The 19628-nt window shown below is 61.8% G+C and carries 19 protein-coding genes and 1 tRNA gene; 14 read left to right on the top strand and 6 right to left on the bottom strand.

Features of this window, described 5'->3' with window-relative positions:
• Nucleotides 1-204: 204 nt before the first annotated feature.
• Nucleotides 205-762 carry a fasciclin domain-containing protein gene (locus ASC97_RS20235; RefSeq protein ID WP_057470153.1) on the top strand — a complete coding sequence of 186 codons (558 nt, stop codon included), beginning with the start codon at nucleotides 205-207 and terminating at the stop codon, nucleotides 760-762.
• Between the two features lie 51 nt (nucleotides 763-813).
• Here ASC97_RS20235 and yihA read toward each other — a convergent pair whose 3' ends face one another.
• The 4 genes from yihA to rpmH all read right to left on the bottom strand — a co-directional run bounded on the left by yihA (nucleotide 814) and on the right by rpmH (nucleotide 3930).
• Nucleotides 814-1470, bottom strand: coding sequence for a ribosome biogenesis GTP-binding protein YihA/YsxC (gene yihA / locus ASC97_RS20240; protein WP_057470154.1), 657 nt, complete (start codon nucleotides 1468-1470; stop codon nucleotides 814-816).
• A gap of 111 nt (nucleotides 1471-1581) precedes the next feature.
• Entirely contained in the window at nucleotides 1582-3375 is a 1794-nt protein-coding gene (yidC, locus tag ASC97_RS20245; protein ID WP_057470155.1) for a membrane protein insertase YidC, read from the bottom strand.
• Entirely contained in the window at nucleotides 3375-3776 is a 402-nt protein-coding gene (rnpA, locus tag ASC97_RS20250; protein ID WP_057470204.1) for a ribonuclease P protein component, read from the bottom strand. Before rnpA ends, yidC begins: the two co-directional genes overlap by 1 nt.
• Before the next feature lie 19 nt (nucleotides 3777-3795).
• Nucleotides 3796-3930 (bottom strand): 50S ribosomal protein L34, encoded by a 135-nt coding sequence (rpmH, locus tag ASC97_RS33195; RefSeq protein WP_065689331.1) that lies wholly within the window; start codon nucleotides 3928-3930, stop codon nucleotides 3796-3798.
• A gap of 447 nt (nucleotides 3931-4377) precedes the next feature.
• On the opposite strand from rpmH, the gene ASC97_RS20255 reads away from it, so the two are divergent.
• The 8 genes from ASC97_RS20255 to ASC97_RS20290 all read left to right on the top strand — a co-directional run bounded on the left by ASC97_RS20255 (nucleotide 4378) and on the right by ASC97_RS20290 (nucleotide 12756).
• Nucleotides 4378-6375 (top strand): methyl-accepting chemotaxis protein, encoded by a 1998-nt coding sequence (locus ASC97_RS20255; RefSeq protein WP_200959513.1) that lies wholly within the window; start codon nucleotides 4378-4380, stop codon nucleotides 6373-6375.
• 149 nt (nucleotides 6376-6524) lie between these two features.
• Nucleotides 6525-8045, top strand: a complete 1521-nt coding sequence (locus ASC97_RS20260) for a sensor histidine kinase (RefSeq protein WP_057470157.1) — start codon at nucleotides 6525-6527, stop codon at nucleotides 8043-8045.
• Between the two features lie 123 nt (nucleotides 8046-8168).
• Nucleotides 8169-8245, top strand: a tRNA-Arg gene (locus tag ASC97_RS20265).
• Between the two features lie 310 nt (nucleotides 8246-8555).
• Nucleotides 8556-8873 (top strand): hypothetical protein, encoded by a 318-nt coding sequence (locus ASC97_RS20270; protein ID WP_057470158.1) that lies wholly within the window; start codon nucleotides 8556-8558, stop codon nucleotides 8871-8873.
• 128 nt (nucleotides 8874-9001) lie between these two features.
• Nucleotides 9002-9379 (top strand): hypothetical protein, encoded by a 378-nt coding sequence (locus ASC97_RS20275; RefSeq protein WP_057470159.1) that lies wholly within the window; start codon nucleotides 9002-9004, stop codon nucleotides 9377-9379.
• A gap of 155 nt (nucleotides 9380-9534) precedes the next feature.
• The gene (locus tag ASC97_RS20280) at nucleotides 9535-9861 is read left to right on the top strand and encodes a hypothetical protein (protein WP_162717941.1); all 327 of its coding nucleotides are present in this window, start codon (nucleotides 9535-9537) and stop codon (nucleotides 9859-9861) included.
• 536 nt (nucleotides 9862-10397) lie between these two features.
• The gene (locus ASC97_RS20285) at nucleotides 10398-11648 is read left to right on the top strand and encodes an NAD(P)/FAD-dependent oxidoreductase (RefSeq protein WP_057470205.1); all 1251 of its coding nucleotides are present in this window, start codon (nucleotides 10398-10400) and stop codon (nucleotides 11646-11648) included.
• A 70-nt stretch (nucleotides 11649-11718) separates the two neighbouring features.
• A complete protein-coding gene (locus ASC97_RS20290; RefSeq protein WP_057470161.1) occupies nucleotides 11719-12756 on the top strand; it encodes a 4-hydroxyproline epimerase in 1038 nt (345 codons plus the stop codon).
• 3 nt (nucleotides 12757-12759) lie between these two features.
• Here the strand turns inward: ASC97_RS20290 and ASC97_RS20295 are convergent, their stop codons facing one another.
• Complete coding sequence (locus tag ASC97_RS20295; RefSeq protein ID WP_057470162.1) at nucleotides 12760-13239, bottom strand: RbsD/FucU family protein; 480 nt, start codon at nucleotides 13237-13239, stop codon at nucleotides 12760-12762.
• Entirely contained in the window at nucleotides 13223-14470 is a 1248-nt protein-coding gene (locus tag ASC97_RS20300; protein WP_057470163.1) for an ROK family transcriptional regulator, read from the bottom strand. Before ASC97_RS20300 ends, ASC97_RS20295 begins: the two co-directional genes overlap by 17 nt.
• 222 nt (nucleotides 14471-14692) lie before the next feature.
• On the opposite strand from ASC97_RS20300, the gene ASC97_RS20305 reads away from it, so the two are divergent.
• The 5 genes from ASC97_RS20305 to pyrC all read left to right on the top strand — a co-directional run bounded on the left by ASC97_RS20305 (nucleotide 14693) and on the right by pyrC (nucleotide 19459).
• Nucleotides 14693-15718 (top strand): sugar ABC transporter substrate-binding protein, encoded by a 1026-nt coding sequence (locus ASC97_RS20305; RefSeq protein WP_057470164.1) that lies wholly within the window; start codon nucleotides 14693-14695, stop codon nucleotides 15716-15718.
• Nucleotides 15719-15881: 163 nt separating this feature from the next.
• Nucleotides 15882-16946 carry an ABC transporter permease gene (locus ASC97_RS20310; RefSeq protein WP_057470206.1) on the top strand — a complete coding sequence of 355 codons (1065 nt, stop codon included), beginning with the start codon at nucleotides 15882-15884 and terminating at the stop codon, nucleotides 16944-16946.
• 3 nt (nucleotides 16947-16949) lie between these two features.
• Nucleotides 16950-17732, top strand: a complete 783-nt coding sequence (locus ASC97_RS20315) for an ATP-binding cassette domain-containing protein (RefSeq protein ID WP_057470165.1) — start codon at nucleotides 16950-16952, stop codon at nucleotides 17730-17732.
• Nucleotides 17729-18355 (top strand): nucleoside triphosphate hydrolase, encoded by a 627-nt coding sequence (locus ASC97_RS20320; RefSeq protein WP_057470166.1) that lies wholly within the window; start codon nucleotides 17729-17731, stop codon nucleotides 18353-18355. Before ASC97_RS20315 ends, ASC97_RS20320 begins: the two co-directional genes overlap by 4 nt.
• A 63-nt stretch (nucleotides 18356-18418) precedes the next feature.
• Entirely contained in the window at nucleotides 18419-19459 is a 1041-nt protein-coding gene (pyrC, locus tag ASC97_RS20325) for a dihydroorotase (RefSeq protein ID WP_057470167.1), read from the top strand.
• The last annotated feature ends 169 nt before the right edge of the window (nucleotides 19460-19628 follow it).

Genomic DNA, 19628 nt, shown 5'->3' on the forward strand with positions numbered 1-19628 from the left:
ATAAACATCCTCCTATCAGCGTCAGCCCCAGAACGATGTCCTCACTGCAGAATCCGCTTCAGATCGCCAAAATACATTCTGCCAAAGTAGTGCTAGAACGTTTCGCTGAAACTCTTCCTGCCGTCGCTTCGTAGATCCTCATGTCCGTGAGGCGCCCAGGCATTCGGCCAGCGATCTGCAAGCGGACGCAAGAGGAGAACAATCATGATCAAGTCCGCACTGCGCACCATCGCGCTTGCAACTGCCGTGTCCGCACTCGCTTTCGCTGCGCAGGCCAAAAACCCCATGGTTGGCGGCGCCGCAATGTATCCGACGAAGAATATCGTCGAGAACGCGGTGAATTCGAAGGATCACACGACACTGGTCGCCGCCGTCAAGGCGGCCGGTCTTGTCTCGACGCTGGAGGGCAAGGGGCCGTTTACCGTCTTCGCACCGACCAACGAAGCCTTCGCGGCACTCCCGGCCGGCACGGTCGATACGCTGCTGAAGCCGGAGAACAAGGCCAAGCTGACCAGGATACTCACCTGCCACGTCGTTGCGGCCGACGCGATGTCCAAGACGGTCGCCAAGATGATCAAGGATGACGGCGGCGAGCACGACATCAAGACGGTCGGCGGCTGCGTGCTCAAGGCCAAGGAAAGCATGGGCAAGATCACGCTCACCGACGAGAGCGGCGGCGTGGCGCATGTAACCATCGCCGACGTAAAGCAGTCGAACGGCGTCATCCACGTCGTCGACAAGGTTCTGCTGCCGAAGATGTAATCGAGTTCAGGCGGCTTTAGGGGCGCCCCATTCCACCCCGGGGCGCCTCTTTCACTTCCAGTTGGCGATGCCGACGGTCTGCGCGATCGCTTCGCGCAGATCGTCCAGCCCCTCGCTCTTTTCGGAGGAGGTGGCGACGATGGCCGGATAGGCGGCCGGCCGCTTCTTGATCTTTTCAGCCGTGTCGGCGAGCAGCTGTATAACCGCAGGCGGCTTGATCTTGTCGGTCTTGGTCAGCACGACCTGGTAGGAGACGGCGGCTTTGTCGAGCAGGTCCAGCACCTCGTCGTCGTTCTTCTTGATCCCATGGCGGCTGTCGATCAGCACGTAGACCCGCTTCAGCGTCGCGCGGCCGCGCAGGTAATCTAACACCAGCTTGGTCCACGCGTCCACATGCTCCTTCGGCGCCTGCGCATAGCCGTAGCCCGGCATGTCGACCAGCGCCATCGGCGGCAGATCGCCGCCTTCGCCGGAATAACCCTCTGGCACGAAGTAGTTGAGCTCCTGCGTGCGCCCTGGCGTGTTGGACGTGCGCGCCAGCCCCTTGTGGCCGACGAGCGCGTTGATCAGCGACGACTTGCCGACATTCGAGCGGCCGGCGAACGCCACTTCCAGCGGCCCCTCCGGCGGCAGGAATTTCAGGGAAGGCACGCCACGGATGAAGATCCACGGGCGCCCGAAGAGCGGCTTGTCGTTGTTATCGGTCATTCGGCCTTTTCCAGCGCGTCCAAATCCAGTGAACGTATGGCATTCAGGTTTCGGGTGATTTTGTCAACCGGTGGGCGGAAAAGAGAAAGCCCCGCCGAAGCGGGGCTTTCGTCATTTTTCCGTCGGAGCCGGCTTTCGTCGGAACAGGCCCTTCAGATTGTCGAAGAGCTCGATCTTCACGCCATGGCGACGCATGATCACTCCCTGCTGGATCACCGAGAGGGTGTTGTTCCAGGCCCAGTAGATGACGAGGCCGGCTGGGAAGCTTGCCAGCATGAAGGTGAAGACCAGCGGCATCCAGTTGAAGATCATCGCCTGCGTCGGATCCGGCGGCGTCGGGTTCATGCGCATCTGCACGAACATCGTCACACCCATGATCAGCGGCCAGACGCCGAGATGCAGGAAGGTCGGAGCCGCAAACGGCAGCAGGCCGAAGAGGTTGATGAAGGAGGTCGGATCGGGCGCCGAAAGGTCCTGGATCCAGCCGAAGAACGGTGCGTGGCGCATCTCGATGGTGATGTAGATCACCTTGTAGAGCGAGAAAAAGATCGGAATCTGCAGCGCGATCGGCCAGCATCCGGCGATCGGATTGATCTTCTCTTCCTTGTAGAGCTGCATCGTCGCCTGCTGCAGGGCCATCCTGTCGTCGCCGAACTTGGCCTTCAGCTCTTCCATCTTCGGCTGCACGCGTTTCATGTTCGCCATCGACGCGTACTGCTTGCTGGCAAGCGGGAAGAACAGCGCCTTGACGACAATGGTCGTCATCAGGATCGCCACGCCGAAGTTGCCGAAGTAGCGGAAGAAGAAGTCCATCAGCCGGAACATCGGCTTCGTCAGGAAGTAGAACCAGCCCCAGTCGATCAGGCGGTCGAATTTCGGGATCGAATAGGTCTTCTCGTAACCGTCGATGACGGGAACTTCCTTGGCGCCGGCAAAGACGAGGTTCTTGAGCTCGACCGACTGGCCGGGCGCAACGGTGACCGCGTTCTGCTTGTAATCCGCCTGGAAGCGCGGCTGGCCGTCGGTGAAGTGGCTGAAGCGCGCGTCATAGGCCGTCTGCTGCGGCGGAATGATCGCCGCCGCCCAGTACTTGTCGGTGATCCCGAGCCAGCCGCCTGTTGCCGTGGCCGGCGCGACGGCTTCCTTCTCGACGGCAGCATACTTGCTCTCGATGAGGCTGTCGCCGATGACGCCGATGAAGCCTTCGTGCAGTACGTAGGTGCTGGCGACCGCCGGCTTGTTGTAGCGCGTCACACGACCGTAGGAGGACAGCGCCGCTGGGGCCTGGCCGGCATTGGTGACCTTGTCCGTGACGGTGAACATGTAGTGCTCGTCGACGGAGATCGTGCGGGCAAACGTAATGCCCTTGTCGTTGGTGTAGGTCAGCGTGACCGGCGCCTTCTCCGTCAGCTTCGCGCCTTCCGGCGCGGTCCACACGGTGGAGGGGCCCGGAACGCTGCCGGTGGCCTCGTCGCCGATGTAGCCGAGCTCGGCAAAGTAGCCATCCTTGGTTTCGGACGGGCTGAAGAGGGTGATGATCGGGCTCGAATCGTCCACGGTCTCGTGGTAGCCCTTGAGCTTCAGGTCGTCGAGGCGAGCGCCCGCAAGATTGATGGAGCCGGAAAGCGCCGGGGTGTCGATCGCCACGCGCGGGTTCTTGGCGAGTGCATCGGCAAGCGTGGTCGTGGCCGGCGCCTGGCCGGTCGGGGCCGCGCCGTTCGTCTGCGCGGTCGTCGCGCCGCCGGCGGCCGGCGTCTGCGTTTGCTCGGTGTGCTGCTGCGCCTTCTGGGCAAGCTCGGCCTTGCGCTGAGCCTCGATGCGCGGGTTCATGTACAGGAATTGCCACCCGAGAACGATCAGCACGGAGAGGGCGATCGCAATGAAGTAGTTGCGGTTGTTTTGCATCATACGTTCCTGGGGCGGCCGTCTCCGGACCGCTTGTGTTTCGGCTTTGTCTCGACGCGAGCTTTGAGCTCTGCGGCTAATTCTGTGAAGGATGCTTTGAGCACGTCCCTTCGCGCGACAACCACATAGTCGTGTCCGGGCTGCATTGCAAACCCTGCATGAAGTCGCACTGCCTCTTTAAGGCGCCGTCTCATGCGGTTTCGTTCGACCGAGTTGCCGTGTTTCTTGGTGACGGTGAAGCCGACGCGGGCTTCGGTCTCGGGTTCTTTCCGATCGAGGACCTCGAGTAGGAAGAAGCCGCCTCTGCGTTTTTCGCCATTGCGAACAGCAAGAAACTGCGGGCGGCTTTTCAGCCGCCCGGCAGTGTTTTTGGGTTCTTTCGTCGTCAATTCGCCCGCCATCTTATCGGGCAATTCCGGCTTAAGCCGAAAGACGCTTGCGGCCGCGGCCGCGGCGAGCAACGATGACCTTGCGGCCGCCCTTGGTAGCCATACGTGCACGGAAACCGTGACGGCGCTTGCGAACAAGCTTAGATGGTTGGTAGGTACGCTTCATTTATTTTAAACACCGCGGAGTGCGGCCCTTCTTGAATTTGCATAAAGCAAGGAGCGTTGTTTTTCGAACGGGCGAGGCTATCAAAAGCCTTGTATGACCGGACGTGCGGCGGCTTATACGGATGAAGGTCGCGAAAGTCAATTATCGCCCGGATTTTCCGGATTTGCCAAATTTCACGTCAGAATGCCGCCGGCCCGTTAAGGTTTGTGGCTGGGGGCAGATCTTTGGTCTGCGTGAATTTATTCTCCGGTTTCAACCGATCCGCGCATCTTCGGGCGCCGTCCGTCCCACTGGGCGCAAAAAATGACGTGCCAATGACTAAGTACGGGTAATTTTTTGTAGTGCCGCGACCAAGCATCAGAAATCTCACGTTAATTTATTTAGGCCAAATTTAGCTATCAGCCGGATAGCTTTCCCGGCGCGTCATCAGTTCCGGGGGGTCATCCTTTGAAAATTCGCGGTAAGATCAATCTACTCGTCTCGGCCATGTGCGGCGTCGCGCTGCTGATCGGTGCGACGGCATTGTGGGCAGTGCATCAATACGACCAGAATCTCTCGGCCTACGAGGACGCCGCTGAGCGCGCCTATGCCGGCGAGCGGCTGAACCGTTTCGTGACCGCCACGGTCATGGAGGCCCGCGGTATCTATGGTGCGCCGTCGACGAAGGAAGCGGGGGCTTTCGCCAAGGGTCTGCTGACCGATCTCGACCAGATTGACAAGGTAATCGCCTCCTGGGCGCCGCTGGTCCCGGCAGAGCAGAAGGACGCCTTCAAAAAGCTGACCGCTCGCGCCAAGGAATTCCGCGCCTTCCGCGCTGAGACCGCGCGTCTTGGTACCGAGGTCAATCCTCAGGCGGCCAACGAACAGGGCAACAACGATGCCAACCGCGCAAACCGCAAGGCCTTCCAGGCCGAGATCGACGCGGTCGTTGCGACCGACAAGGCGACCCTCGATGCGGTCAACCTGCTGGTCGAGACCTCGCGCGCCTCGATCCTCTGGCTGGTCCTCGGCATCACCGCCGTCGGTATTGCCGTTGGAATAGGCATGGGCTTCTACATCGGCACCATCCAGCTCAGCCGCCCGATCAAGAAGGTCACCGACGCGATCAAGGAAGTCGCCGATGGCAACTTCGATGCCGACGTGCCCTTTGCCGGCCGCCAGGATGAAATCGGCGAGATGGCCGCTGCCGTCGCGGTCTTCAAGGAAAACGGCCTGGCCGTGCGCCGCATGAATGCGCAGGAGGCCGCCATGCGTGCCAAGAGCGACGATCTGCAATCCAGCATGTCGGTCGTCGTTGCCGCTGCCGCCGCAGGCGATTTCAGCCGCCGGATCGACAAGGATTATGGCGACGCAAACCTCAACCAGTTCGCCGGCAACATCAATCACCTGCTGTCGAGCGTCGATGGCGGCGTCGGCGAAACCCGTCGCGTTATCGCCAGCCTCTCGGAAGGCGATCTCACGCAGACGATGCGCGGCAATTTCCAGGGCGCCTTCGCCGAGCTGCAGCAGAACGTCAACAGCACCTTCGCGACCCTGCAGTCGACGATGCGCGAGGTTCGCGAGACCGCCGAAGGGTTCCACGGCAACACCAACGAACTGCGTGCGGCCAGTGACGACCTTTCCAAGCGCACCGAACAGCAGGCCGCCGCGCTTGAGGAGACCTCCGCAGCGCTCGACGAGATTACCGCCGTCGTCAACAACTCGACGGAACGCGCTCAGGAAGCCAGTGTCATGGTGTCCGAAGCCAAGGACGATGCCGGCAAGTCGGGTATCGTCGTCCGCAATGCCGTCGATGCCATGGGCCGCATCGAGCAGGCTTCGAGGGAAATCAGCCAGATCATCAACGTGATCGACGAGATCGCCTTCCAGACCAACCTTCTGGCGCTGAACGCCGGCGTCGAGGCAGCGCGCGCCGGCGAAGCCGGCAAGGGCTTTGCCGTCGTCGCTCAGGAAGTGCGCGAGCTGGCCCAGCGTTCCGCAACTGCCGCCAAGGACATCAAGGGTCTCATCACCAAGTCCGGCGACGAGGTGCAGGTCGGCGTCAAGCTGGTCCAGGCGACCGGTGAAGCGCTGTCGCAGATCGAACGGCGCGTCAACGCGATCAACGATCATATCCATTCGATCGCGACTGCCGCCAAGGAACAGGCGACCGGCCTCAAGGAAGTCAACACCGCCGTCAACCAGATGGACCAGGTAACCCAGCAGAACGCCGCGATGGTGGAAGAAACCTCTGCCGCGACGCACAAGCTCTCCGGCGAGGCCGATGGTCTCGTGCGCCTCATCTCCCGCTTCAAGGTGTCCAACGCGCCGGCAGCGCCCATTGCCGTTGCTCGCCACCAGGAGCATCGCGCCGTCGCCTCTCCGGCCCGCCGCGCCATGGGTACGGTGGCGCGTGCCTTCAACGGCAACGCCGCCGTCGCCGATCAGAGCTGGGAAGAGTTCTGATCCCAGTCGAACCGACACTGAAAACGCCGCCTCCGGGCGGCGTTTTTCGTTGCGGCGACATGCCTCTGCTCGCGGAGATTTGAAAGCGCGCTCTTATGGTCTAGTATAGAGGCTTGGCATAGCGCCAGTCGCCGAGCGGACAAGAGACGATGCGAGCCCAGGATCAAGGCGACAATCTTGCTGAAACCCCGACGCCGGCCTCCGAGGCCGCCGCCGCGTGCAGTGGCTCCGGCAAGTTCAGCGGGCTCTCCGGCAAACTTCTCTGGCTGACGGTCGTCTGCATCATGCTTGCCGAAGTGCTGATCTTCTTTCCATCGGTCGCCAGCATGCGTCTGCGCTGGCTGGACGAGAGGTTGAACGCCGCCGCCGCCGCCGCCATCGTCATCGATGGCCTGCAGCCGGTGGAACTTCCGCGCGCCCTGCAGAAGGAAACGCTGGAGGCGACCGGCACCAAGGCGATCGTGCTGCGCAAGGACGGCACATCGCGGCTCCTCGCGACCGCCGACATGCCGACCTCCGTCGACGAGCAGTACGACCTCACCGACGTGCCGGCGGTGACCGCGATCCGCGATGCGCTCGACACCCTGATCTTCGGCGGCAACCGCATGATCCGCGTCTACGGCCCCGTGCAGGATACCAATACCGGCGTCGAAGTGGTGATGAAGGACAAGTATCTGCGCAACGCGATGCTCGTCTATTCGCGCAACGTCTTTCTGTTGTCGATCCTGATCTCGCTTTTCACCGCGACGCTCGTGTTCTTCGCCATCAACCGCATTCTGATCCGTCCGATCCGCAGGCTGACCGGCAGCATGCAGCAGTTTTCCGCCGATCCGGAAAACCCCGGCAACGTTTTCGTCGACGATGGCGGGCGCGATGAGCTCGCCGTTGCCGGAAGGCATCTGACTGCCATGCAGACGGAACTGCAGAAAACGCTGAAGCAGCAGAAGAATCTTGCCGCCCTCGGCCTCGCCGTCTCCAAGATCAATCACGACATGCGAAACATCCTCGCCTCGGCGCAGCTGATGTCGGACCGGCTCGTCGATGTCGACGATCCCCTGGTCAAGCGCTTCGCACCGAAGCTGCTGCGTACGATCGACCGTGCCGTCGGCTATACGACAGAGGTGCTGTCCTATGGTCAGGCCAGCGAATCCGCGCCGCGCCGGCGCAGGCTGCAACTCTCCGCGCTGGTCGAGGACGTCAAGGACATGCTGGCGATCGACGCACAAAGCGGTGTCGAATTCGTCGAGCAGATCGGCCCGGATATCGAGGTCGATGCCGACAACGAGCAGCTCTTCCGTGTCATCCACAACCTCTGCCGCAACGCGCTGCAGGCCCTGACGGCGACGACCGGGCAAGGCGATCAGGCAGGCGCCAGACGCATCACCATATCGGCCCAGCGGGTGGGAAGCGTCGTCAGCATAACGGTCGACGATACGGGCCCGGGCATGCCTGAAAAAGCCAGGCAGAACCTCTTTGCTGCCTTCCGGGGCTCGGCGCGCTCCGGCGGCACGGGGCTCGGGCTGGCGATTGCGCGCGAGCTTGTGCTGGCCCACGGCGGAACGATCGCTCTTGTGGAAAAACCCTCTGTCGGAACGCAGTTTCGCATCGAAATTCCGGATCGCCCGGTTTCGTTGGATGACTACCGCGGTCGCAGCCACATTGAAAAGTGAAGTAATTTCCGCATCGAGGCAGCTCCGGCATCAATCTTCCGATTTTTTCAGAAACCCTATTGCATTCCCCCAAAGGACCCTTTAGAGAACCGCCAACCAAGCGGTACAGCCGCTTCCGGTTACGCACCCGTAGCTCAGCTGGATAGAGCACCAGACTACGAATCTGGGGGTCAGGAGTTCGAATCTCTTCGGGTGCGCCATTTTCTTTCCTAGCCATTTTTGATCGGGACATCTTCCGGCCCCAACGATGATTGTCTCTGTCGTTGTTGAAAATCAGCATGATGCGACATGTCAGGAATGTGCTTGGTTGCCGGTATCAGGATCACGTCCGCAACGGACGCGTCGTTTGCGCAAGAGCTTGCATCCTTGCATTAGGTGCCCAACGCAGGCTTGCCCGGTTCAGCCGCCGGACGGCGCCCGCGCTAGCCTGGCGCAATGTTGTGCGGCGATGGTGGCGCCTTGCCGTCCGCTGGGGCAGGCAACGTCGTGGTGCAGCGCCGGAGGGAATGCATGCTGAGTAAGATGGTTCGGGCGCTTGCACTTGGAGCGGGGCTCGCCGTGCTTGCCGGCTGCGTCGCCGACGCGCCCACCCTTGTCCCCATTGCCTTGACCGATCCGCCGCTCAATCCACCGGGTATTGCCCACAATATCTGCACGAGGGATGGGAACTTCATGTATCGCGAAGCCCGCAAGCAATATGAGTTGCGCGCGCAGATGGGCCGATATCCGATCGACCTAGCCAACGAGGAGCAGCAGGCAACAGCGGCAGCCCATCGCCAGTACGTGACCTGCATTTCCAGCCAGGGCTACCGCGCCTACGACCGGTAGACCCGCCGGCTGTTCTCTCATCACGCGCAATCGCCTCCGATCACGAGTGCTCGAGGTCGCGTGTGATCGTGGAAATTTACAAGCGGAGACAGCATTTTCCTCCTGTAAATCCGGAAGGAGGGTTTATCATGAAAATCTTCAGCTTTGCTTCGACTGCCTTGCCGCTCGGTGCACTCGTCGCACTTTCCTGCTTCGCTCCAACGCAGGCTGCGCCCGTGCAGCCCGTTCCTCTTTCAACCTCCGCGAACATCGAAATGGTGCAGTACAAGCCACATGTGGGCTATTGGCATGGATATCAGGGGTCGCGCACCGAGCGTCCGGAAATGCGCCGCCACTCCGACGGCTACTGGTACCCGCTCGCAGCCTTCGGCGTCGATACCGGCACGACGGGATCGATCGGCACGCGCCCGGCAACCGCAGTGCCGATGCATAGGCAGACCTATTGCCAAAGCACCTTTGGCGGCACCAACGGCGACGGCAGCATGCCGTGCGACAACGGCTATTGATCGCGCTGCCATCCACGAGGGGAGGCGGCTTCGGCCGCCTTTCTTGTGCAGGCCAGTGCGACAGGGCCGTTCAATTGTCGGTGATGCTGCTGCGGTCTCATGGGCGTACTGCGGTTGTGAACCATTTAAAACGCATGAGACCAGCGGGGTGGATCATGCGGTTACCTTCGAAGACGACAATGTGCGCGATCGCAATCCTGGCGATTGGCCCGGCTGAGGCCGCGCCGGTGATCGCCGATGTCGCGAGGCCCAGGTCCGATATCGTCGAGATCGCGTCCCAGAATGCCGGCTATCTCAACGGCTACCGCGGATCGCGCGCGCAACGCGCCGGCTACAGCCGCTGTCGCGACGGATATTGGTATCCGCCGGCAGCCTTCGGAGCGCCGGTCACCGTTCAGCGCAGCTATCAGCGCGAACCGTTCTGCGACGACAGTTTCAGACCGTCCAGCGATTCCCGTCCGCCGCGTTGCCCGCGCTATTGACGCGAACCGCTTGTAGGAGGGCGCCAACTGTCGAACCAGGTCGATGAAGGCACGCAACAGGAGTAGGTCGACTGCAGGCGGGCGCATTTTGCCTAATTCCTTGATCGTTTGACCAAAATTGCTGCAAAATGAGGCTTCAACGAAAAGCATGGCGGCAAAGCAATGCGTTTTTTGCATTGCTGCATTGCGGTAATCCCCCTATTCCTGATCGAAACAATTGGCTATTAATCATCTCGAAGGCAGCGCACTCCTCCTCCCAGCGCTCCTTCATCGGACTGGCAACACTCCTCCTCCCAGTTGTCAGTCAGGATCAAGAGCCCGGTGCACCTCCTCCCGCACCGGGCTTTTTTCTGTTCTGCTCCAATGCTTGGCTGCCTATCCGCTCCCGCCGGTTTCGCCGTCGTGTTTGCGCCGCCGTTCGCGACAGCGGCGGAGCAGGGGGGCCACGCAGTAAAATTCCGGGTAGGCAACGACCATCAATCTGATATATCAGAGATGTGACGGTGGCTGAGTCCGCCACCGCGATGGGCGATGACATGGTGGAACAGAAGAAACAGACGGTCGCGGTTGTCGGTGCGGGCGTAGTCGGGGCGGCGATCGCCTTCGAACTCCAAAGCCGGGGCCTGCAGGTGACCCTGATTGACAAGGGGGAGCCAGGGCGGGGTACCTCCTACGGCAACATGGCGAGTATCGCGCTCGATTTCGCCGCGGGATCGGGCCCAACGACATGGCGCAAGATGCCCGCCTGGCTGCTGGATCCGGAAGGCCCGGTCTGGCTGCGTCCCGCCTATGCCGTCAAGATTTTGCCGTGGTTCCTGCGGTTTCTCGCTGCGGGCCGGCCATCTCGGCTGCGCGAGATCGAGGACGCGGGCATGAGCCTCTCCCGCAATGCGCTTTCCGATTTTCGCGCGATGCTCTCGGCGATCGACGCTCCTGAACTGATGACGGAAGAAGGCTGCCTCGCCATCTACGAAACCGAGGCTGAATTTGCGGCCGACCGTGGCCATATCGACCTGATGCGGCGCTACGGTTTCGATTTCGACGTGGTGAGCGGCGGCGACCTGCGCGCGCTGGAACCGGCGCTTTCGCCGTCGATTGCCAAGGCTGTGCTGCTGCCCGACAACAAGTCGATCCGCGACCCCTACGACCTGGTCGTCAGGCTTGCCGACTGCGCCCGCGCCCACGGCGCTACCTTCGTCTCCGGTGCCGTCCGCAACATCGAGAAGAGCGGCGATGGCACTGCGGTCGTGTTGCTCGACAACGGGGAGCGCGTCAGCGCCGACAGCGTGATTCTCGCGGCCGGCGTCCACACCCGCGTTCTCGCTGAAAAGCTCGGTGAGCCTATTCCGCTGGAAACCGAGCGTGGCTACCACACGCAGATCATGAAGCCAGGCGTATCGATGCGCTATTCGGTGATCTGGCCCCATCGCGCCTTCATGATCACGCCGACCGCGGGCGGGATCCGGGTCGGCGGCAATGTCGAACTCGCCGGTCTTGATGCGGCGCCGGACTTCCGGCGCGCGCGCGTGCTGGTTCGCCATGCGCGGCGCGCGATCCCCGATCTGAAGGTCGAGGAAACGTCGGAGTGGATGGGACATCGTCCGGCGCTGCCCGATACGATCCCGATCATCTCGCCCTCCTCGAAGATGCAGGGTGTCTGGTATGCGACCGGCCACGGCCATCTCGGCCTCACCTATTCGGCGACGACAGCGCAGCTGATCGCCGATATGGTCACGGGCAAGAGGCCCACCGTCGACGTGAAGCCGTTTCGCATCGACCGCTACTAGGAGGCCCATACATGCCTCGTTTCGGAAGCGCGTTCTCGCATCGCGCGTCATTCATGCCTGGAGTTGACCGATGAGATGGAAGCGCACGATCCAGCTGCTGGACGTTCATGCCGAAGGTGAAATCGGAAAGGTCGCGATCGGCGGCGTTCCGAAGATTCCCGGCAATACCGTCGCAGAACAGCTGAGTTGGTTGAACGCCGATCCGAAAGGCCAGGAGCTGCGTCGTTTCCTGTGCCTGGAGCCGCGCGGCGCGCCGATCGGCTCTGTCAATCTTCTGCTTCCGCCGAAGCACCCGGATGCCGACGCTGCCTTCGTCATCCTGCAGCCGGATCAGGCGCATGCGAGTTCGGGTTCGAATTCGATCTGCGTGACCACGGCCCTGCTCGAGGCAGGTATCGTCGAGATGCAGGAGCCTGAAACCATCGTCACGCTCGAAACCGCGGCCGGCCTCGTCCGGGCGACGGCGACCTGCCGCGACGGGCGCTGCGAAAAGGTGAAACTGACCATGGTGCCGTCCTTCGTTCACGAATTGGACGTCGAAATCGACACGCCGCAATGGGGAAAGATCAAGGCCGATCTTTGCTACGGCGGCATCTTCTATGCGCTGGTGGATGTCGGTCAGATCAACCTGACGATCGAAAAGGCGAATGCGGCCGCGCTGGTCCAGGCCGGCATGATCCTGAAAGAGCAGATCAATCGCATCACCAAGGTCGTTCACCCCGAAATTCCGGCGATTTCGGGTGTCGCTTATGTCATGTTTCGCGACGTCGAAGCCGACGGGACCGTGCGAACCTGCACCACCATGTGGCCCGGCCGGGCCGATCGCTCGCCTTGCGGCACCGGCAATTCGGCCAACCTGGCAGCACTGCATGCACGCGGCAAGGCAAAGGTCGGCGACATCTTCAAGTCGCGGTCGATCATCGATTCCGAATTCGAAGTCGGCCTGCTGGCGGAGACGACGGTTGCCGGAAGGCCCGCGGTCGTGCCGACGATCACCGGCCGCGGCTTTACCTTCGGCCTGTCGCAGGTTGCGCTCGATCCCTTCGATCCGCATCCCGCCGGCTTTGCACTGACCGACGTCTGGGGTCCGTCCGCGGGAGAGATCTGAGGCTTAGTAGACGAATGGGTCGACCTCCCCCTTGGGCTGAGCGTGGTCGTCCGTGCGCGGATAGATCACGCCCTTGCGCAGGATGATGTTGGCGTAAAGCCGCGGTTCGCCGGTCTGGATGATCGCATGGGCGGCGCGCACGCGGCCGTAGAACTCCTGCCCGATGAGCGGCACCACCTGCCGATGCGGCTCGTGGCGGGCGCAGCAGTCGATCATTTCCTCATGCACCGGGTCGAGCTTGTCCCGGTCTGCCTTCACCGTGGAGCGGAAGATAGCGTCCGGAACGAAATCGTCGATCGGCAGCACGCTGAGAACGGCGTCGAGCACGGCCACGATGCCGTGGCCGTCCAGCCGGATCAGCCGCCGCGCATGCTCGACGCCGGGGTAGTTGCCGTCGACGATGGCGATTTCGTCTCCGTGCCCCATGCCACGCAGGGTCGAAAGCAGCTCCGGACCGAGCAGCGGGTTAAGTCCCTTCAGCATTCTCGACCTCCTTGAAGAGTACGTTCTGATCGGTGAGATAGCGCGCAAAGATCGGCAGGCTCGCACCGCCGATGGCACGCGCCTGCGATCCCACCGCCCCTTCGATGATGTCGGGCATGACCACGCCTTGAAGATCGAGCTTGTCCGCCTCGGCGATCGTCGCCCTGACCAGCCGTTCGCGCACCCAGTCGGGGAAGCCGCCGTCGATGACGGCTGCGCTGAAGTCGATGATGGAGGCGGCGGCAACGATCGCCTGCGCCAGCGCTTTTGCCGTGTCCTGTATCCATTCCTCGAGCGGCTCGCCGAAATCGATCCAGTCGTCGGCGGAATACCACAGCGGCTGCGGGTCGATCCCGCGCTCGCGCAGCATGTTCTCGAGCACGAAGATGGAGGCGACCTCCAGCAGCTGCAGGGTCTCTCCGTTCTTGCCGCGGACGGGCAGGGGGCCGATCGCGCCGGCCGTGCCCGTACGCCCGGAAAAGATCGCGGAGTTGAGGACGATGCCGCCGCCGATGAAGGAGCCGATGAAGAAGTAGACGAAATCGGGATAGGACGGTCCGACGCCGAATACCAGCTCCGCGCCGCAAGCGCTGGTCGCATCGTTCTGCAGGAACACGGGGTAGGGCACGCGTGCTGCAACCTCGGTCTGCAGATCGACATCGCGCCAGACGTCCATCGCCCCCTTCGGCGATCCGACTTCTTCCTCCCAGTTCCAGAGTTCGAAGGGCGCGGCGAGGCCGACGCCGGCGATACGGCTGCGCTGTTCGGGATCGAGCCGGCTTTCCAGTTCGTTGATGCCTGAGGTGATGAAGTCCAGGAACTCTTCCGGCAGCGGGTAGGCGTAGATCTGTCGCTTCTGCATCCGGATGCGGCCGACGAAATCCATCAGCACGAGATCGGCGCTGCGCCGGCCCATCTTCACGCCGAAGGAGTAGACGGCATCGGGATTGAGCCGCATTGGGATGGAGGGCTGGCCGACGCGTCCGCGAACAGGCTCTCCGCGGGAGAGCAGCCCCTCTTTCTCGAGCGCCCGCATGATCACGGAAACCGTCTGTGCCGAAAGGCCGGTACGGCGCGCGATATCCGCCTTCGACTGCGAGTCGTAGAGGCGTACCAGCGACAGCACCAATCGTTCGTTGTAGGCGCGTACCCTGATCTGGTTCGCGCCGCCCGCCGGACTGAGAATAGGCAGCTGGGCCGGCGTTTGAACCGGACCCCCTATGGACGACATTGGCCACTCCTCCCGTTTATCGGCCTATGCCCGATTTTCGATGAGCATGCCATACCGAATTAATAATTCAATTGGATTTATTTATTGACAAGCCAAAATCTTTTGCTCTTAATTAGCGCTGTCAACAGCACGAAACGGCTTGGAGGCGGCCATCGCCGGCCACCGGGTCAGTCAATTCCGGTCTTGTCATGGGACATGCCGGCTACACTCTGGGAGGAGTAAATGAAGAAATCCGTTCTCTCTGCAGCGCTCGGTGCGCTGGCGCTCGGCGTCGCCTTCTCGGCTCCGGCAATGGCCGCGGATGTATCCGCCTGCCTCATCACCAAGACCGACACGAACCCCTTCTTCGTCAAGATGAAGGAAGGTGCGACGGCCAAGGCGAAAGAACTCGGCGTCACGCTGAAGTCCTACGCCGGCAAGATCGACGGCGACAGCGAAACCCAGGTTGCGGCCATTGAAAGCTGCATCGCCGACGGTGCCAAGGGTATTCTGATCACGGCGTCCGACACCAAGGGGATCGTACCGACTGTCAAGAAAGCCCGCGACGCCGGCCTTCTGGTCATCGCGCTCGACACTCCGCTCGATCCTGCCGATGCCGCCGATGCAACCTTTGCCACGGACAATCTGCTGGCCGGCAAGTTGATCGGTCAGTGGGCCAAGGAAACCATGGGCGACAAGGCCAAGGATGCGAAGATCGGCTTCCTTGACCTGACGCCATCGCAGCCGACCGTCGACGTTCTGCGCGACCAGGGCTTCATGATCGGCTTCGGCATCGATCCCAAGGATCCGAACAAGATCGGCGACGAGGACGATGCGCGTATCGTCGGTCATGACGTGACCAACGGCAACGAAGAAGGCGGCCGCAAGGCCATGGAGAACCTTCTCCAGAAAGATCCGAGCATCAACGTCATCCACACGATCAACGAACCGGCTGCCGTGGGTGCCTACCAGGCGCTGAAGGCCGTCGGCATGGAAAAGAACGTGTTGATCGTTTCCGTTGACGGCGGATGCCCGGGCGTCAAGTCCGTTACCGAAGGCGTCATCGGTGCGACCTCGCAGCAATACCCGCTGATGATGGCCGCTCTCGGCGTCGAGGCGATCAAGAAGTTCGCCGACGGCGGTGAGAAGCCGAAGCCGACCGAAGGCAAGTCCTTCTTCGACACCGGTGTCTCGCTCGTCACCGACAAGCCGGTTTCCGGCGTCAAGTCGATCGACACCAAGGACGGAACGGACAAGTGCTGGGGCTAAGCCTCGCGATTTAACCGGAAGACCGGCCGGGGCTTGATCCCCGGCCGTTTTCGACGGACGATGGGCTGTTGCCAGACGAACCGGCGTAAGAAGACCGGAATGAGATCGGCAGTGGCTTCCGCGCGCGGTTCGGCGCGAAGGCGAGGAGGAAAAAGTGACCAAAGTGACCGGAGCACAGGAATTCGAAAAGGTCCTTGATGGCAGCGACAAGAGCGTTGCGTCGTTCGAGCACCAGAACGTCTCGCTTTTGAAGCGGGCACAGCATTTCCTGCATTCGACCCCGGCGGCTATACCGCTGATCGTGCTGGTGCTGGCTATCATCATCTTCGGCATCGCGATCGGAGGGCGGTTCTTTTCGTCCTACACGCTGACGCTCATCCTGCAGCAGATCGCCATCGTCGGCATTCTCGGCGCAGCCCAGACACTGGTCATTCTGACCGCCGGCATCGACCTCTCGATCGGCGTGATCATGGTAATTTCCGCTGTCGTCATGGGCAACGCCGCGGTGACCTATGGCATACCGACTCCGCTCGCAGTGCTTGCGGGTCTGGTGGTCGGCGGCCTCTGTGGTGTTCTCAACGGGTTCCTCGTCGCCTACATGCGGCTGCCGCCGTTCATCGTGACGCTCGGCACCTGGAATATAGTCATGGCGACGAACTTCATCTATTCGGCAAACGAGACGATCCGCGATACCGATGTCGATGCGCAGGCGCCGCTGCTGCATTTGTTCGCGTTCAGCTTTCGGGTCGGCAGCGCGGTATTGACGCTCGGCGTCATCGCCATGGTGCTGCTGGTGCTGGCGCTCTGGTACATCCTCAATCACACGGCCTGGGGCAGGCACGTCTATGCGGTCGGCGACGACCCGGAAGCCGCAAAGCTCTCGGGTATCCAGACGAAGAGTGTGCTGTTGACCGTCTATACGATTTCCGGCGTCATCGCTGCCTTTGCCGCCTGGGTGTCGATCGGCCGCAACGGCTCGATCTCACCGTCCTCTGCCGTCACCGACTACAACCTTCAGGCCATCACCGCGACCGTGATCGGGGGTATCTCGCTCTTCGGCGGCCGCGGTTCCATCCTGGGCACGCTGTTCGGCGCGATGATCGTCGGCGTCGTGTCGATGGGCCTCAACATGCTGGGCGCGGATCCGCAATGGAAGGTGCTGTTGACCGGCGTACTCATCATCGCCGCGGTCGCAATCGACCAGTGGATCAGAAAGGTGTCGGTGTAACCCATGGCAAACGAACCCATTCTCTTTGCGCGCGGTCTGGTCAAGCGCTACGGACGCGTCACAGCGTTGGACAACGCGGATTTCGACCTTTATCCCGGCGAAATCCTGGCGGTCATCGGCGACAACGGCGCAGGCAAGTCATCGCTGATCAAGGCAATATCGGGCGCGGTCACGCCGGATGAAGGCGAGATCAGCCTCGAGGGCAAGCAGGTCAACTTCCGCTCGCCCATGGAAGCGCGGGACGCCGGCATCGAAACCGTCTACCAGAATCTGGCGCTCTCTCCAGCGCTATCGATCGCCGACAACATGTTCCTCGGTCGCGAGATCAGGAAGCCCGGCGTGCTCGGCAGCGTGTTCCGGATGCTGGATCGACCGACGATGGAAAAGCGAGCGCGAACCAAGCTGTCCGAACTCGGGCTGATGACCATCCAGAACATCAACCAGGCCGTCGAAACCCTCTCCGGCGGCCAGCGTCAGGGTGTCGCGGTCGCGCGCGCCGCCGCGTTCGGTTCCAAAGTCATCATCCTTGACGAACCGACGGCCGCGCTCGGCGTGAAGGAAAGCCGCAAGGTTCTGGAACTGATCCTCGACGTACGCTCGCGTGGTATTCCGATCGTGCTGATCTCGCACAACATGCCGCACGTCTTCGAGGTGGCGGACCGCATTCACATCCACCGGTTGGGACGGCGCCTCACGGTGATCGATCCGAAGGAATATACGATGTCGGATGCCGTCGCGTTCATGACCGGCGCCAAGGCGGCGCCCACGGAGACGGTTGCCGCATGAGCGAGAGGATAAAGGAAATCGCCGGCGACGTCGTCGCACGTGCCGGCGATGCGAAGCGTTTTCTGGTGGCGATTGCCGGTCCGCCGGGTTCCGGCAAATCCACCATGGCCGACACCCTCGCCGGCATCCTGCGGGCGAGCGGCCAGACCGCCGAAGTTCTGCCGATGGACGGCTTTCACATGGACAACGCCATCCTGATCGAGCGCGGTATGCTGGCGCGCAAGGGCATCCCGGAAAGCTTCGACGTGCGCGGCTTTCTCGACATCATTCGTGCCGTACAGCTCGCCGACCAGGAAGTGCTTGTGCCTGTGTTCGACCGTTCGCGCGAAATCGCCATCGCGTCCGCGCGCGCCGTTTCTCCGGATCACCGCTTCATCATCGTCGAGGGCAACTACCTGCTCTTCGACCAGGGTAAGTGGGCCGAACTGGACGGCGTGTTCGACTACTCGATCATGCTTGCGCCTCCGATCGAGGTGCTCGAAGAGCGCCTTTGGGCGCGCTGGCGCGGTTACAAGCTGACCGAAGAGGCCGCGAGCGCCAAGGTCTACGGCAACGATCTTCCGAACGGACGATTGATCCTTGGTAACCGCCGCCCGGCCGATGTGACGCTGGACATCGCTTAGCGATTGTTTTTGCGGCGCGGTTGGTGGTATCGACACCCGGAACACATCGCTCCGGAGGCCGCCATGCAATCGATCACCATCCGTCGACCCGATGACTGGCACCTGCACCTGCGCGACGGCGCCATGCTGGAGGGCGTCATCGGCGATACCAGCCGTGATTTCGCCCGCGCCATCATCATGCCGAACCTCGTGCCGCCTGTCGTCACCACCACGGATGCCGCGGCCTACCGCGACCGCATCGTGGCGGCTCTGCCGAAGGGCGATCGGTTCCAGCCGCTGATGACGCTGTATCTCACGGAGCACACCGATCCCGACGATGTCGAAGCCGGAAAAAGAAGCGGCTTGATCACCGCGGTCAAGCTCTATCCGGCCGGCGCCACCACCAACTCTCACGGCGGTGTTCGGGATATCGAAAAGGCAATGCCCGTGCTGGAGCGCATGGCCAAAATCGGCCTTCCTCTCTGCGTGCATGGGGAGGTCACGACGCCGGAGGTCGATATCTTCGACCGGGAAGCCGCCTTCATCGACACGGTTCTTGATCCGTTGCGCAAGCGCCTGCCGGAGCTGAAGGTGACGATGGAGCACGTGACCACCAGCGACGGTATCGACTATATCAGGTCGGCCAAGGCCAATCTCGCCGGCTCGATCACCACGCATCACCTGATCATCAACCGCAACGCAATCCTCGTCGGCGGCATCCGGCCGCACTATTATTGCCTGCCAGTCGCCAAGCGGGAGAATCACCGGTTGGCTCTGCGTGCCGCGGCCACCAGCGGCGATCCCCGCTTCTTCCTGGGAACGGATTCCGCACCGCATGTCGATCCGCTGAAGGAATGTGCCTGCGGATGCGCCGGCATCTATACGTCGATCAACACGATGAGCTGCCTCGCCCATGTTTTCGAGCAGGACGGTGCGCTTGACAAGCTTGAAGCCTTCGCATCCCTGAATGGCCCGGCCTGGTACGGCCTTCCTGTCAACGAAGAGACAGTAACGCTCGTCAAACGGACAGGTCCTGTTTCCTTTCCGGCCAGAATTGAAACGGGAGCGGGCTCCGTAACTGTTTTTGATCCAATGTTCCCGCTGCATTGGGACGTTCAACGCTAAGGAATATCTTGCTATATTCTAATCTATATTGTCGCGTCGACCTGACGCGGCATGTCGCTTGTATCGCCGTAGCATATATTGCTTAGAAGCCGTCATTTTTAACAAAACGGATAAGACATTCGTCATAGTCCCGCAGCTACGCTGTGAGCCGGTTGAGGGCTGCGGCAGG

The sequence above is a fragment of the Rhizobium sp. Root1203 genome, from assembly GCF_001424945.1.
Taxonomy (GTDB): domain Bacteria; phylum Pseudomonadota; class Alphaproteobacteria; order Rhizobiales; family Rhizobiaceae; genus Rhizobium.

What these genes read in the sequence shown, in the direction of transcription:
- ASC97_RS20320 (WP_057470166.1), top strand. Translation starts at nt 17,729, where the DNA reads ATGAGCGAGAGGATAAAGGAAATCGCCGGCGACGTCGTCGCACGTGCC.
- ASC97_RS20315 (WP_057470165.1), top strand. Translation starts at nt 16,950, where the DNA reads ATGGCAAACGAACCCATTCTCTTTGCGCGCGGTCTGGTCAAGCGCTAC.
- ASC97_RS20280 (WP_162717941.1), top strand. Translation starts at nt 9,535, where the DNA reads ATGCGGTTACCTTCGAAGACGACAATGTGCGCGATCGCAATCCTGGCG.
- ASC97_RS20260 (WP_057470157.1), top strand. Translation starts at nt 6,525, where the DNA reads ATGCGAGCCCAGGATCAAGGCGACAATCTTGCTGAAACCCCGACGCCG.
- ASC97_RS20270 (WP_057470158.1), top strand. Translation starts at nt 8,556, where the DNA reads ATGCTGAGTAAGATGGTTCGGGCGCTTGCACTTGGAGCGGGGCTCGCC.
- rpmH (WP_065689331.1), bottom strand. Translation starts at nt 3,930, where the DNA reads ATGAAGCGTACCTACCAACCATCTAAGCTTGTTCGCAAGCGCCGTCAC.
- pyrC (WP_057470167.1), top strand. Translation starts at nt 18,419, where the DNA reads ATGCAATCGATCACCATCCGTCGACCCGATGACTGGCACCTGCACCTG.
- rnpA (WP_057470204.1), bottom strand. Translation starts at nt 3,776, where the DNA reads ATGGCGGGCGAATTGACGACGAAAGAACCCAAAAACACTGCCGGGCGG.
- ASC97_RS20285 (WP_057470205.1), top strand. Translation starts at nt 10,398, where the DNA reads ATGGTGGAACAGAAGAAACAGACGGTCGCGGTTGTCGGTGCGGGCGTA.
- ASC97_RS20300 (WP_057470163.1), bottom strand. Translation starts at nt 14,470, where the DNA reads ATGTCGTCCATAGGGGGTCCGGTTCAAACGCCGGCCCAGCTGCCTATT.
- ASC97_RS20295 (WP_057470162.1), bottom strand. Translation starts at nt 13,239, where the DNA reads ATGCTGAAGGGACTTAACCCGCTGCTCGGTCCGGAGCTGCTTTCGACC.
- ASC97_RS20275 (WP_057470159.1), top strand. Translation starts at nt 9,002, where the DNA reads ATGAAAATCTTCAGCTTTGCTTCGACTGCCTTGCCGCTCGGTGCACTC.
- ASC97_RS20305 (WP_057470164.1), top strand. Translation starts at nt 14,693, where the DNA reads ATGAAGAAATCCGTTCTCTCTGCAGCGCTCGGTGCGCTGGCGCTCGGC.
- yihA (WP_057470154.1), bottom strand. Translation starts at nt 1,470, where the DNA reads ATGACCGATAACAACGACAAGCCGCTCTTCGGGCGCCCGTGGATCTTC.
- ASC97_RS20290 (WP_057470161.1), top strand. Translation starts at nt 11,719, where the DNA reads ATGAGATGGAAGCGCACGATCCAGCTGCTGGACGTTCATGCCGAAGGT.
- yidC (WP_057470155.1), bottom strand. Translation starts at nt 3,375, where the DNA reads ATGCAAAACAACCGCAACTACTTCATTGCGATCGCCCTCTCCGTGCTG.
- ASC97_RS20235 (WP_057470153.1), top strand. Translation starts at nt 205, where the DNA reads ATGATCAAGTCCGCACTGCGCACCATCGCGCTTGCAACTGCCGTGTCC.